This window comes from Serratia sp. X10 (genome assembly GCF_017811775.1).
Taxonomy (GTDB): Bacteria; Pseudomonadota; Gammaproteobacteria; order Enterobacterales; family Enterobacteriaceae; genus Serratia; species Serratia ureilytica.
Genome location: NZ_JAEIOH010000006.1, coordinates 238,901 through 251,910, shown reverse-complemented (window position 1 = coordinate 251,910; position 13,010 = coordinate 238,901). Strand labels below are relative to the sequence as shown.

General features: G+C 60.6%; 16 protein-coding genes. 7 read left to right on the top strand and 9 right to left on the bottom strand.

What is annotated here, in order from left to right:
- Positions 1-91: 91 nt before the first annotated feature.
- A complete protein-coding gene (locus J9788_RS19600) occupies positions 92-1,063 on the bottom strand; it encodes a patatin-like phospholipase family protein (RefSeq protein ID WP_094141951.1) in 972 nt (323 codons plus the stop codon).
- Between the two features lie 206 nt (positions 1,064-1,269).
- Here J9788_RS19600 and J9788_RS19595 point away from each other — a divergent pair, with 206 nt between their 5' ends.
- The 5 genes from J9788_RS19595 to J9788_RS19575 all read left to right on the top strand — a co-directional run bounded on the left by J9788_RS19595 (position 1,270) and on the right by J9788_RS19575 (position 4,019).
- The gene (locus J9788_RS19595; protein WP_182265583.1) at positions 1,270-2,214 is read left to right on the top strand and encodes an MBL fold metallo-hydrolase; all 945 of its coding nucleotides are present in this window, start codon (positions 1,270-1,272) and stop codon (positions 2,212-2,214) included.
- 153 nt (positions 2,215-2,367) lie between these two features.
- Positions 2,368-3,108: an SDR family oxidoreductase gene (locus tag J9788_RS19590; RefSeq protein ID WP_042785246.1), complete on the top strand. Its 741-nt coding sequence runs from the start codon at positions 2,368-2,370 to the stop codon at positions 3,106-3,108.
- A gap of 64 nt (positions 3,109-3,172) precedes the next feature.
- Complete coding sequence (locus J9788_RS19585; RefSeq protein WP_046897850.1) at positions 3,173-3,367, top strand: DUF1289 domain-containing protein; 195 nt, start codon at positions 3,173-3,175, stop codon at positions 3,365-3,367.
- A gap of 77 nt (positions 3,368-3,444) precedes the next feature.
- Positions 3,445-3,732 carry a CopG family ribbon-helix-helix protein gene (locus J9788_RS19580; protein WP_182265582.1) on the top strand — a complete coding sequence of 96 codons (288 nt, stop codon included), beginning with the start codon at positions 3,445-3,447 and terminating at the stop codon, positions 3,730-3,732.
- A complete protein-coding gene (locus J9788_RS19575) occupies positions 3,732-4,019 on the top strand; it encodes a type II toxin-antitoxin system RelE/ParE family toxin (protein ID WP_033639548.1) in 288 nt (95 codons plus the stop codon). Before J9788_RS19580 ends, J9788_RS19575 begins: the two co-directional genes overlap by 1 nt.
- A gap of 43 nt (positions 4,020-4,062) precedes the next feature.
- On the opposite strand, the gene nrdF is transcribed toward J9788_RS19575, so the two are convergent.
- The 5 genes from nrdF to J9788_RS19550 all read right to left on the bottom strand — a co-directional run bounded on the left by nrdF (position 4,063) and on the right by J9788_RS19550 (position 8,517).
- Entirely contained in the window at positions 4,063-5,034 is a 972-nt protein-coding gene (nrdF, locus tag J9788_RS19570; RefSeq protein ID WP_004928917.1) for a class 1b ribonucleoside-diphosphate reductase subunit beta, read from the bottom strand.
- An 8-nt stretch (positions 5,035-5,042) separates the two neighbouring features.
- Positions 5,043-7,187, bottom strand: coding sequence for a class 1b ribonucleoside-diphosphate reductase subunit alpha (gene nrdE, locus J9788_RS19565; RefSeq protein ID WP_182265581.1), 2,145 nt, complete (start codon positions 7,185-7,187; stop codon positions 5,043-5,045).
- Complete coding sequence (gene nrdI / locus J9788_RS19560) at positions 7,169-7,573, bottom strand: class Ib ribonucleoside-diphosphate reductase assembly flavoprotein NrdI (protein ID WP_004928930.1); 405 nt, start codon at positions 7,571-7,573, stop codon at positions 7,169-7,171. The genes nrdE and nrdI overlap by 19 nt, the downstream gene beginning before the upstream one ends.
- Before the next feature lie 9 nt (positions 7,574-7,582).
- A complete protein-coding gene (locus J9788_RS19555) occupies positions 7,583-7,813 on the bottom strand; it encodes a redoxin NrdH (RefSeq protein WP_033644148.1) in 231 nt (76 codons plus the stop codon).
- Positions 7,814-8,085: 272 nt separating this feature from the next.
- Complete coding sequence (locus J9788_RS19550; RefSeq protein WP_182265580.1) at positions 8,086-8,517, bottom strand: carboxymuconolactone decarboxylase family protein; 432 nt, start codon at positions 8,515-8,517, stop codon at positions 8,086-8,088.
- Positions 8,518-8,612: 95 nt separating this feature from the next.
- Between J9788_RS19550 and J9788_RS19545 the strand changes: the two genes are divergently transcribed.
- Positions 8,613-10,037, top strand: a complete 1,425-nt coding sequence (locus J9788_RS19545) for a PLP-dependent aminotransferase family protein (protein ID WP_182265579.1) — start codon at positions 8,613-8,615, stop codon at positions 10,035-10,037.
- Positions 10,038-10,104: 67 nt separating this feature from the next.
- Here the strand turns inward: J9788_RS19545 and J9788_RS19540 are convergent, their stop codons facing one another.
- Positions 10,105-10,413: a YqjD family protein gene (locus J9788_RS19540; RefSeq protein ID WP_004928950.1), complete on the bottom strand. Its 309-nt coding sequence runs from the start codon at positions 10,411-10,413 to the stop codon at positions 10,105-10,107.
- A gap of 229 nt (positions 10,414-10,642) precedes the next feature.
- Here J9788_RS19540 and asr point away from each other — a divergent pair, with 229 nt between their 5' ends.
- Positions 10,643-10,993: an acid resistance repetitive basic protein Asr gene (asr, locus tag J9788_RS19535; RefSeq protein ID WP_004928953.1), complete on the top strand. Its 351-nt coding sequence runs from the start codon at positions 10,643-10,645 to the stop codon at positions 10,991-10,993.
- 195 nt (positions 10,994-11,188) lie between these two features.
- Here asr and J9788_RS19530 read toward each other — a convergent pair whose 3' ends face one another.
- On the bottom strand, positions 11,189-11,569 hold the full coding sequence (locus J9788_RS19530; protein WP_094141959.1) for a DUF4440 domain-containing protein: 381 nt from the start codon (positions 11,567-11,569) through the stop codon (positions 11,189-11,191).
- On the bottom strand, positions 11,566-12,948 hold the full coding sequence (locus J9788_RS19525; RefSeq protein WP_046897843.1) for an MFS transporter: 1,383 nt from the start codon (positions 12,946-12,948) through the stop codon (positions 11,566-11,568). Before J9788_RS19525 ends, J9788_RS19530 begins: the two co-directional genes overlap by 4 nt.
- Between the last annotated feature and the right edge of the window lie 62 nt (positions 12,949-13,010).

Genomic DNA, 13,010 nt, shown 5'->3' with positions numbered 1-13,010 from the left:
TAAATCCTTAGCGTTACTTTGCCTTTCCCCGCCCCCGCGGGGATTTTTTTTGCCCGCGCGCCGGCCTGACGCGCGGGCGGGGAACTGCCGGTTACGCCGCTTGCTTCATGGCGGCGTCATACCACGCGAAGTAGCGCTCTACGCCGCGACGGCCGGATTCGATCAGCGCGCGTTTCTTCTCCTCGCTGATGCCGAACTCCAGCGTGCCGACGTCGAGCGTGTCGACATACACGGTACGCTTCCAGTCATCGCTGTCCAGATGCACCTTGGTTTGGATGTCCAGCATCACGTTGGCCACCGCCAGGGTGAAATCAAACAGGTTGTTGACCGGCGTGCGCGGGCCGGCCTGACCGGCGGCCTGAGCGATTTCACTGGCGGAGTCCAGGCGAATGCCCAGCGTGCGGGTGTTGATGCGCTGGCTGGCGTTGTCGATGTAAGGCGGCGTGGCGGAGAAGTCATAGTCGAACAGCCGCACCGGGTAGTTGTCGATCATGCCGCCGTCGATGCACAGGTCGCCCAGGGCATTTTTCTTCGCCACGAAGGCGAACGGGAACGACATCGAAATGCGCAGGCCGTCCGCCACTTTCATGCGCGGCGTGGTGCGATGCGAATAGACTTCGCGCTGGCCGCTGTTGAGGTTGGCGCCGATAAAGTAAATCGACTTGAACCCTTTCGCCGTTTTCATCGCTTCGAACTGTTCGAAGGTAATATTCGGGTTGCCGGTATATTGCTTGATAATATCGCGCGACCATTGATAAAAATAATCACCGGGCGCAATGCCGTATTGATTGAACAGGCGATAGGCGTCCTGGAGCGTGCCGAAAAAACCGCCGTTATAATCGAGGAATTTTTTAAAATCCATCGCCGACAGAATCTTGGTCACGTCGGCCGAGCTGCAGCCCAGCCCGACCAGCAGCGCGGCGATGGCGCCCGCTGAGGCGCCGGAGGTTTGCTTGATCTGCGGCATGATGCCTTTGGCCTCCAGCAATTCCAGTGCGCCGCCATAGGCGATGCCTTTTACGCCGCCGCCTTCAAAGACCAGGTTTTCGAATTGATAGCTCATCATATTTCCTTACTCGTGGTTTAGGGAGTAAGAAAAATAACCAAGCGGCGCACGAGAAAATATGGATTGGGGTTGTGTGGCTCGGCAAACAAAATTATTCATAATGAATATATTATTTATATATTTATCAAAGGCATTTATTAAACAGGCGCATCGGGCTTTTTGCGTCAATACTTAGCGCTGTTTAATTCTCACAAGGAGTCATCATGTTCTGGAAACGTTGTCTGTTGGGCGCGGCGCTGGCCGTTATGTCGTTACAGGCCGGCGCCGCCGCGCCGCAGGCCAAAACCCCGACGCCGGGATTCTACCGCATCATGTTGGGCGGTTTTGAAGTGACCGCATTGTCTGACGGCATCATTCGCCTGCCGGCGGACAAACTGTTGCTGAACAGCACGCCGCAGCAGATCGTCGCCGGGGTAGCCGAGCAGCATCAAAGCCTGCCGGTGGTCACGTCGGTCAATGCTTATCTGATCAATACCGGCGACAAGCTGGTGATGATCGACAGCGGCGCCGGCCAGCTACTGGGCGACGGCCTGGGCAAGCTGGTGGATAACCTGCGTGCGGCGGGCTACCAGCCGGAGCAGGTGGATGAGATCTACCTGACCCACATGCACCCGGACCACCTCGGCGGCCTGACGCACGACGGCAAGGCGGTATTCCCCAATGCGGTAGTGCGCGCCGCCAGCCAGGACGCGGACTTCTGGCTAAGCGCGGACCAACTGAAACAGGCCAGCGCGGGCAGTAAAAGCAACTTCGAACGGGCTCAGGCAGTGATCAAGCCGTATCAGGCGGCCGGCCACTTTAAGCCGTTCAGCGGCGACGGTGAGCTTTCCCCGGGCATTGCCGCCTTTGCCGCCCACGGCCATACGCCGGGGCATAGCGTGTATCAGGTGACCAGCCAGGGCCAGAAGCTGTTGCTGCTGGGGGATCTGATCCACGTGGCGGCGGTGCAGATGCCGCATCCGAAGGTGGCTATCAGCTTTGATAACGATGCCAAGGCGGCGGTCGCTCAGCGGCTGCGGATATTTGGCGACAGCGCGCGGCAGAGCGAACTGGTGGGGGGCGCACACCTGTCGTTCCCGGGGTTGGGGTATCTGAACCGCCAGGGCGACGGTTACACCTGGGTGCCATTGAACTACGGCGCCCTGTAATGGAAATGGTCGCCCAACGGGCGGCCATCGTAAGCGCCTTGGGGACATTGTTCGATAATTTGGGATGATGATGCCAGAGAATCGGGGCTGATTCGCCGTGATAAAGAGTGCATGATTAACGTTACCCTCGTCGTTTTCTTTAAGGATCTCCCGATGAATCAGAAAACTCCCTCCGTCGCCATCGTCACCGGCGCATCGCGCGGCATCGGCGCGGCCATCGCCGAGCGTCTGGCCGCCGACGGCTTCACCGTCATCATCAACTATTCGGGCAACCCGGCGCCGGCCGATGAGCTGGTGCGCAAGATTGAACAGGGTGGCGGCCGCGCCTTGAGCGTCAAAGCCGACGTCAGCGATGCCTCTGCGGTCGCCCGCCTGTTCGACAGCGCCGAACAGGCGTTTGGCGGCGTCGACGTGCTGGTCAATAACGCCGGGGTGATCGCGCTGGCGCCGGTGGCGGATATGCGTGACGAAGACGTGGATCGCCTGCTCGACATCAATCTGAAAGGCAGCTTCAATGCGATGCGCGAGGCGGCGAAGCGCCTGCGCGACAATGGCCGCATCATCAACTTCTCCTCCAGCGTGGTGGGGTTGCTGCAGCCGGGGTACGGCATGTATGCCGCCAGTAAGGCGGCGATCGAAGCGCTGACCAGCGTGCTGGCGAAAGAGCTGCGCGGCCGCAATATCACGGTGAACGCCGTCGCGCCGGGACCGACCGCCACCGGCTTGTTCCTCGACGGCAAAACCCCGGAGCTTATCGAGCGGTTGGCGAAGATGGCGCCGCTGGAGCGCCTGGGCACGCCGGACGATATCGCTGCGGCGGTGGCCTTCCTCGCGGGGGCCGACGGCGGTTGGATCAACGGCCAAACCCTGCGCGCCAACGGCGGCATCATCTGATTGACGACGCACCGCCGCAGGATCGGGTATCCTGTGGCGGAACTCATCACATCAAGGGCAGCGTATGGCGGGCGACAATCAGCAGTTTCATCCCGGCGTCAGGTCGCCCTGCGTCAGCCTGTGCCGGATTGACGACGAAACCCAGCAGTGCCGCGGATGCCGGCGCACGCGGGCGGAGATCGCCGCCTGGCCGACCGCCAGCGACGCGGAGAAACGCGCTATCTGGCGGCGGCTTGAGCTGCGTCAATCGGTGAAATAATCCTCTGCATTATTGCGCTGTCAGACTGCATGTAGCACAATTGAGCTACATGTGATTGACCGACGTTAGGAGCGATTATGTCGACGACGACCATTCGTATTCCAGATGAGCTTAAAGCTCGAGTCGCTGCCGTCGCCGAGCAGGTTGGCGTAACGTCTCACAGCTTTATTTTGCAGGCAATAGCGGAGAAAACGCAGCAGGAAGAGTTGCGCCGCGACTTTGCGAATGAAGCGGAAAAACGCTATGCCAAGATAATTGCGACGGGAGAGACGGTCTCTTGGAAAGAGATGCGCGGTTATTTGGAAAATTACGCAGCGGGTGATACTGCCGCTGTCAAACCTCCGGTTAAAAAATTGGGGCGCTGATGGCAAATGTCGAGTTGGCGCCAGAGGTCAGGGATGATATCGAACGTATTCTCGCTCATTTGGCTCAGTATGGCGCTGCGGATTCAGGGCGGCGCATTCAGGAAATCATCCAGGCAATTGCGGTATTGGAACATAATCCATTGATCGGACGGTCCCTTGGCGCAGGGCTGCGTGAATTGATTATTGGGCAGCAAGCTCGCGGTTATTTGGCGCTCTACAAATACATTCCTGATATCGATACGGCGTTTGTTCTGGCGATCCGCAGTCAGAAAGAACAAGGGTATTGAATGCACGATACCGGCCTGAAAGACCGGCATCGCTGTCATGTCCTCAGAAATCCCAGTCCTCATCCTCGGTGTTGACCGCCTTGCCGATAACGTAAGACGACCCTGAACCGGAGAAGAAGTCGTGGTTTTCGTCGGCGTTTGGCGACAGCGCCGACAGGATCGCCGGGTTGACCTCCGCCATCGCCGGTGGGAACAGCGCTTCATACCCGAGGTTCATCAACGCCTTGTTGGCGTTATAGTGCAGGAAGGTCTTCACGTCTTCCGTCCAGCCGACGCCGTCGTACAGCTCCTCGGTGTAACGCACCTCGTTGTCGTACAGATCCTGCAGCAGATCGAAGGCGAAGTTTTTCACCTGTTGGCGCCGTGCAGCGTCCACTTTCTCCAGCCCTTTCTGGAACTTATAGCCGATATAGTAGCCGTGCACCGCTTCGTCGCGAATGATCAGGCGGATCAGATCGGCGGTGTTGGTCAGCTTGGCGCGGCTGGACCAGTACATCGGCAGGTAAAAGCCCGAATAGAACAGGAACGACTCGAGGAACACGCTGGCGACTTTTTTCAGCAGCGGATCGTCGCTGCGGTAGTGCGCCAGAATGATGCCGGCTTTCTTCTGCAGCGCGCGGTTTTCCTCGCTCCAGCGATAGGCGTCATCCACGTCCGGCGTTTGGCACAGGGTGGAGAAGATTGAGCTGTAAGAGCGGGCGTGCACCGCTTCCATAAAGCTGATGTTGGAGTACACCGCCTCTTCGTGCGGCGTCAGCGCATCGGCGATCAGGGCCGGCGCGCCGACGGTGTTCTGGATGGTGTCCAGCAGCGTCAGCCCGGTGAACACCCGAATGGTCAGCTGCTGCTCCTTCGGCGTCAGCGTGGCCCAGGAGGGGATATCGTTGGACAGCGGCACCTTCTCCGGCAGCCAGAAGTTGGAGGTCAGGCGGTTCCACACCTCCAGATCCTTGTCGTCTTCGATGATGTTCCAGTTGATGGCGCGCACCAGCGGCGCCGATGTTACGGTCGTCATAAGTTGCCTCACAGCGCGCAGGACACGCAGCCCTGCACCTCGGTGCCTTCCAGCGCCATCTGGCGCAGGCGGATGTAGTAAATGGTTTTGATGCCTTTGCGCCAGGCGTAGATCTGCGCGCGGTTGATGTCGCGGGTGGTGGCGGTATCGCGGAAGAACAACGTCAGCGACAGCCCCTGATCGACGTGTTGCGTCGCGGCGGCATAGGTATCGATGATTTTTTCCGGGCCAATCTCGTAGGCATCCTGGTAATACGCCAGGTTGTCGTTGGTCATGTACGGCGCCGGATAGTAAACGCGGCCGATCTTGCCTTCCTTGCGGATCTCGATGCGCGAGACGATCGGGTGGATGCTGGAGGTGGCGTTGTTGATGTACGAGATGGAACCGGTCGGCGGCACCGCCTGCAGGTTCTGGTTGTACAGCCCGTGCATCATCACCGACTGGCGCAGCGCGCGCCACTCATCGCGGCCCGGAATGGCGATGCCGGCGGCGGCGAACAGCTCGCGCACCCGCTCGGTCTGCGGCAGCCAGTCGCGTTCGATGTATTTGTCGAAGTACTCGCCGCTGGCATAGCGCGAGTGCTCAAAGCCGTCGAACGCGCCGCCGCGTTCGATCGCCAGCCGGTTCGAGGCGCGGATGGCGTGATAGGCCACGGTATAGAAATAGAGATTGGTGAAGTCGATGCCTTCTTCCGAGCCGTAGAAGATGCGCTCGCGCGCCAGGTAACCGTGCAGGTTCATCTGGCCCAGACCGATGGCGCGGGCGCTGCGATTGCCTTCGGCGATCGACGGCACCGAGCGGATGTCGCTCATGTCGGCCACCGCGGTCAGCGCGCGGATCGCGGTCTCGATCGCCTTGCCGAAGTCCGGCGCGTCCATGGTTTTGGCGATGTTCAGCGAGCCGAGGTTGCAGGAGATATCCTTGCCGATGCGATCGTAGTTCAGATCCTCGTGATAGGTGCTGGCGCGATTGACCTGCAGGATTTCCGAACACAGGTTGCTCATGTTGATGCGCCCGGCGATCGGATTCTCCCGGTTGACCGTGTCCTCGAACATGACGTAGGGGTAGCCGGATTCGAACTGGATCTCCGCCAGCACTTGGAAGAACTCGCGCGCGTTGATGCGCGACTTGCGGATGCGCTTGTCGTCCACCATCTCACGGTATTTTTCACTGACGCTGATTTCAGACAGCGGCGTGCTATACACCCGTTCGACGTCGTAGGGCGAGAACAGGTACATTTCTTCGTTGTTCTTCGCCAGTTCGAAGGTGATATCCGGGATCACCACCCCCAGCGACAGCGTTTTGATGCGGATCTTCTCGTCGGCGTTTTCCCGCTTGGTGTCGAGAAAACGCAGGATATCCGGGTGGTGGGCGTTGAGATACACCGCGCCGGCCCCCTGGCGCGCGCCGAGCTGGTTGGCGTAGGAGAAGGCGTCTTCGAGCATTTTCATGATTGGAATGACGCCGGAGGACTGGTTCTCGATGCGTTTGATCGGCGCGCCCACCTCGCGAATGTTGCTCAGCATGAAGGCCACGCCGCCGCCGCGTTTCGACAGCTGCAGCGCGGAGTTTACCGCCCGGCCGATCGATTCCATATTGTCTTCGATGCGCAGCAGGAAGCAGGAGACCAGCTCACCGCGCTGGCGTTTGCCGCAGTTGAGGAAAGTCGGCGTGGCCGGCTGGAAGCGGCCCGAAATCATCTCTTCCACCAGATCCTGCGCCAGGGCGGTGTCGCCCGCCGCCAGCGTCAGCGCCACCATGCACACCCGGTCTTCGTAGCGTTCCAGATAGCGCTTGCCGTCGAAGGTTTTTAGCGTATAGCTGGTGTAGTACTTGAAGGCCCCGAGGAAAGTCTCGAAGCGGAATTTTTTGGCGTAGGCCTGCTGGAACAGCTGCTTGATAAACGGGAATTCGTACTGCGCCAGCACCTGCGGCTCGTAGTAGCCTTCTTCCACCAGATAGCGCAGCTTTTCCTCCAGGTTATGGAAGAACACGGTGTTTTGGTTGACGTGCTGCAGGAAGTAGTGCCGCGCCGCCAGCCGATCTTTATCGAACTGGATCCGGCCTTCCGCATCGTAAAGATTGAGCATCGCGTTGAGCGAATGGTAATCCAGCGCGCCCGTCTCGGGCCTGGTCAGTTCTGTCGTTGCCAAAATGCGGTTACTCCCTGTCTAACGTTTTCAACGTCTTGCGTAGTGCCGAGCAGCTCGAAGCGGTACAAGAAAGGCACCTGGCATTTTTTGGCGATGATGTCGCCGGCGATGCCGTACGCTGCGCCGAAGTTGGTGTTCCCGGCGGCGATGACGCCGCGCAGGTATGAACGGTTTTGCGGAACGTTGAGAAAGCGGATCACCTGGATCGGCACCGCGCCGACGGCGCTGCCGCCGCCATAGCTGGGCACGATCAAGATATAGGGTTGTTCCATCAGCAATTTGCTGCGGGCGCCGGCGATCGGAATGCGGATCGCCGGCAGGCCCAGTTTCTCAACGAATCGATGGGTGTTCTCCGAGCTGCTGGAGAAATAGACCAGCGGATTCATCGTCGGGCCTCAGCAGGTGAGCGCCAGCGCGCCGATTTTGTCCGGCCGGAAACCGGCCCAGTGATCGTCACCGGCGATAATCACCGGAACTTGCTGATAACCTAAGGATTTAACGTGGTCCAGCGCTTGCGGATCCTGGGTGAGGTCGATCACCTGATAATCAATCCCCTGTTTATCAAATGCGCGATAGGTGGCGTTGCACTGGACACAGTCCGGCTTACTGTAAATAATAATGCTCATGATTCGCATTTACCTTTAGGCTGAAGGAAAGGCGGACAAGTCAGAGAACGGAGCATTGTTCCTGGCGTTTCTGACGGCGTTATCAGCCGAACAACATTCCCTGCGGCTGACCCATAAAATACTATATGTTGATATTTGTTTTATCAACCACGCTATATATGGTGTTTTGTCGGGTTTTGCGCGCAGGCCGCGCCGGGGCTGGAAAAGGCGAGGGGAAAAATTTTTGCGGGTGTGAAATTCCCCCTCAGAGTCAAGAGGGGGAGGCGAGCGCATTACTGACGCATGCTGACGGCCAGCCGGTTGAAGGCGTTCATGATGCTGATGGCGAAGGTCAGATCGGCGATCTCGGCGTCGCTGAAGTGCGCTTTCAGCGCCTCGAAAGCGCTGTCCGGCGCGCCGGTGGCGGCGATCAGCGTAACCGACTCGGCCCACTCCAGCGCCGCGCGTTCACGTTCGCTGAATTCATGGCTGACGCGCCAGCCCGCCAACGTATCCAGCTTGGCATGGCTGAAGCCGCTTTCGCGCAGCGCTTTGCCGTGCATGTCCAGGCAGTAGGCGCAGCCGTTGATCTGCGAAACGCGCATAAACATCAACTCGATGGTCGCTTTGTCCAGAGTGCCTTTCTCCAGCGCCATCAGCGCGCTCACCATATTTTTGTACGGGGCGGGCGCCAGCTCGGCATAGTTCAAACGTGGCTTAATCATGGTCAACCTCAATCGGTAGTAACGAAATCATGGCGCTACTTTAGCGGCCTTATGGTCTATGCTATAGGGCCATAAAATGATTATTTAACCGGGCCATGATGCCACCGTTCCTGACTTCATTGCGGCTGGACAGCCGGCTTGCCGAGCCGCTGTACCGGCAGATTTACCAGCGGATTAAAGACGCCATCGCCCAGGGCAGCCTGGCGGCGGGCAGCCGGCTGCCTTCAGTGCGCGGGTTGGCGAGCGATCTGGGCGTGGCGCGCGCCACGGTGGAAAGCGCCTACGCGCAGCTGATCGCCGAAGGTTTCTTGCAGAGCCGGGGGCAGGCGGGCACCTATGTCTCGCCGCAGTTGCCGCACATGCCGCCGGGCGCGATGCCCGCTGCGCCGCCGCTGGCGACGATAGCGCCCGATCCGCTGCAGCCGCAGGGCATGCTACAGCCTTTCCAACTGGGCGTGCCGGCGCTGGATGCGTTTCCTCGGGCGCTGTGGCAGCGCATTGTCGCCCGCCAGCTGCGTGGTTCCACGGCGGCTTCCCTGGCGCTGCCGCTGGCCGGCGGCCTGCCTGAACTGCGTGAGGCGATCGCCCATTATCTGCATTTGTCGCGCGGCATCAGCTGTCGGCCGGAGCAAATTTTCCTCTGCGCCGGTTATCCGGCGTTGCTGGACTGGGTGACGGAGACGCTGTTGCACGCCGGCGACGCGGTATGGATCGAAGATCCCGGTTATCCGGTCACGCGTCCGCTGTTGCGGGCCGCCGGCGTCAGGCCGGTCGCCGTGCCGGTGGATGAACAGGGCATGGACGTGGCCGCCGGTATGCTGACGGAGCCTGAGGCGCGGCTGGCAGTGGTGACGCCGACCCATCAAAGCCCGCTCGGCGTCTCGCTCAGCCTGGCGCGGCGGATGGCGCTGCTCGACTGGGCGCAGCAGCGCGGGGCCTGGATCCTCGAGGATGACTACGACAGTGAGTTTCGCTATCACGGGCGGCCGCTGCCGCCGCTGAAAAGCCTCGATGTTCAGGGGCGGGTGCTGTACGCCGGCACCTTCAGCAAAACGCTGTTCCCGGCGCTGCGCATGGCTTATCTGGTGGTGCCCGACGGCCTCACGGAGGCCTTTGCGCGCAGCAGCCGGCTGCGTGGCTGCGGCTGCCCGCCGCTGCTGCAGGCCGGCGTGGCGGATTTTATCCGGCAAGGGCATTTCTATCGCCACCTGAAACGCATGCGGCCGCTGTACCGCCAGCGGCGCGAGTGGCTGACGCAGGCGCTGGAACGGCAGCTGGGGGCCTGGCTGACGACGGTGCCGCAACAGGGCGGCATTCAGCTGTTGGCCCGGCTGCGCGACGGCTTGGCGGATGCGCCGTTGGCGGCGCAGGCCTGGCGACAGGGGCTGGCGGTGCAGGCGTTGTCGGAGTGGCGAATCGACCATCAGGCGGGGCAAGGGTTACTGCTGGGGTTCGCCAATTTCAGCCGGCGAGAGGAGGCGGAGCGAGCGGTACAGGGGCTGGCGCAGCTGTTTCGCTAAAATTAAACGGCCCGCGATTTCCGCGGGCCAGACGCACATCTGTTTTATCTTTATGACTGCAGGGGTGTTAACGCCGGGCCAGCAGCACGCCGAGCACGATGCCGACGGCGGCACCGATCCCTACGCCCTGCCAAGGTTTGTCACGCACATAGCTGTCGGCTTGATCGACCGCGTCGCGCGCATGCTGTGTCAGACTGGTGGAGCCGTTGAATCGCGCTCGCGCGTCGCGCAGCACGCCTTTCGCCTTGCTGTGCAGCTCTTTCAGTTCCTCTTTGGTCTTGTCACCGGACTCGCGCAACACTTCATCCAGCGTATCGGCCAACAGAGTCACATCCTGATCGATATCGCGTTCTGTTCTTTCCGCTTTCTTAAACATTCAGCTCTCCATTTCGACACATGTCTTTTAAGTGTAGACCATGTCGAGATTTGCGTAGCCGATCACGGAAAAAAACCGCCGTCACGCAGGTGTTTGCCGGCACCTGGGCTTTGTACATTTGGTTACTCGGCGAAACCAATCACTCACGGAAACGGTCGTTTGATTCCACTAGTATCTGTTTCAACGGCTCCACCGGAGCTTACCGAAACAACACTCTGAGGATTTAAAGATGAAAAAAGTATTAGCGCTGATCGTTGCTGCCACTATGGGTCTGTCTTCTGTTGCTTTCGCTGCTGATACTGCAGCTACTGCTCCGGCTACCACCACCGCGCCAGCTGCGACCACCACTACCGCTGCCCCAGCGGCGGCTGCTGAAAAAGCGCCAGCTAAAGCAACGCACCACAAGAAAGCTAAGCACCACAAAAAAGCGCCAGCCCAGAAAGCTCAGGCCGCTAAAAAGCACCACAAAAAAGCGCCAGCTCAGAAAGCCCAGGCTGCTAAAAAACACCACAAAAAAGCGCCAGTGCAGAAAGCTCAGGCCGCTAAAAAACACCACAAAAAAGCCGGTAAAAAAGCTTAATTAAGTGATGTTTGCGGAACCGAAAGGTTCCGCACGCTCCAGCCCGTACTCCAGACACCCGGTTCTTCCGGGTGTCTTCTTTTGAGGCGACGAACGATGATCCAGCGCTATCTGTTTGAGGTCATTTTCAGCGCGGTAACCCTGTGCGGGGTGATCGTCGGCTGGGAACTGTTTTTGGCCGGCAGCTTCCTGTAATTATTGCGCCGCGGCGGTTTCGTGCAAATGCCGCCAGCCGAGCGCGTCGGGCAGGCGTTCAAACACCACCGTGGAGTAGCGCAGCGTGGCGCTTTGCCCTGGCAACCGCTGTTTTTCTCGATAACTGACTACCGCGCCCGTCGGCCATTCGGCCACCAGCTTCATCTCTTCTATCTCGATTTCCAGTCCCGGTTTGGCGGCGCGATGCGCGCGGAAAAAAGCGCACAGCGCGGTGAAATCCAGCGGGGCGCCGTTCAGCGCGATCATGCTGAAATCCGGCGTAAAGCGCGCCAGCAGCGCCTGCTCCTCTCCGGCGCCTTTGCCCAGCCAGCGTTCAATGGCGATGTGGGCGTCGATCACTTCGGTAAAATACGGGTTCATAAAGCATCCTGTTGAGCGTTGAGTTGGCGCACGATGGCGCGGTTGGCGAGGCGCAGACACAGCAACAGCGGGATAAGTGTGCTGGCGCCCGCCAGAATGAAGCAGGTTCGGTAAGCCGCCGCGGGCGGCAACACGGCCAGCAGCAGATTCAGCAGCAGACTGAGCAGCGCCACGCCGAGGCAAAAACTGAGCTGGCGGTTGATATTCCACAGTGCGCTGGCGTCTGCCAATTGGCCGTCGGGGATCTGCAGAAACGCGCTGCTCTGCGCGGTGCTGCTGCACAGGCTGCCGCCGAACCCCATCAGGGCGAAGGCGGCGATCTGTAACGCGTGCTGCCCGGCCTGATCGATCTGCGCCAGCGTCAGCATGCCGGCGCCTTGCAACAGACAGCCGGCGATCAGCAGCGGCCGCGGGCCGAGGCGATTAAAGCTTTTGCCGGTCAGCGTGATGGCCAGGAACGACGCCAGCGCCCAGGGCAGCATCAGGCCGCCGACCTGCGCGGCGGGCATCCCCAGCTGGTTTTGCAAATACAGCATCGCCACCAGGCTGACGCCGATGAACAGACCGGGAATGCACAAATAAACCGCCATGGCGTTGCGCAGCAGCGGATCGCCGACCAGCCGCAGGTTCAGCAGCGGCTGCGGGGTGCGCAGGCTATGGCGCAGATAATAGGCCAGCACCAGCAGGCCGGCGGCCAGCAGCGCCGCGCCGGAAACCTGATGACCGGCTTCGCTCAGCCGGGTCAGGCCGAGCAGCAGCAGCGTCAGCGCCGCGCAGGCGCTCAGTAATCCTGTCGCGTCGAGCGGTTTGCGCGCCGCCGTCGGCGTTTCCGCACGTAGCCACAGCGCCGCCAGCGCCAGGGCCAGGGCCGCCAGCGGCAGGTTGGCGAAAAACACCCAGCGCCAGTCCAACCGATCGACGAGCCAGCCGCCCAGCGCCGGTGACAGCGCCGGCGCCAGCAGCCCGACCAACATGATGGCGGCCGACAGCCCGGCGCGTTCATGGCTGCGGTACAGCTGATAGGTCAGGGTCTGGCCGATGGGGATCAGCAAACCGCCGCCCATGCCCTGCAGGGTGCGCCAGCCGATCAGCGCGCCGATGCTGTCGGCGTTGCCCGCGCCGAGGGTGGCCAGCATGAACAGCGCCAGCGAGAGCAGAAACACCCGCCGCCCGCCGATGCGCTGCGCCAGCCAGGCGCTGAGCGGGATCACCAGCGTCAGGCCGAGAATATAGCCGTTGCTGACCCACGCCAGCTGGCTGACCGATGCCCCCATCGCCTGGCCGATGGCGGGGTAGGCGACGTTGGCGATAAACATATTGATCAGATCGACGAAAAAGCCGAGCAGATAGACGATTGCCACTTTGCTGCGATAAGACATGGTGCCTCCGGTTGAAGGCGAGCAGTGTATCGGGGGGAAAAGTGCGGATAAATCGGCGGCGG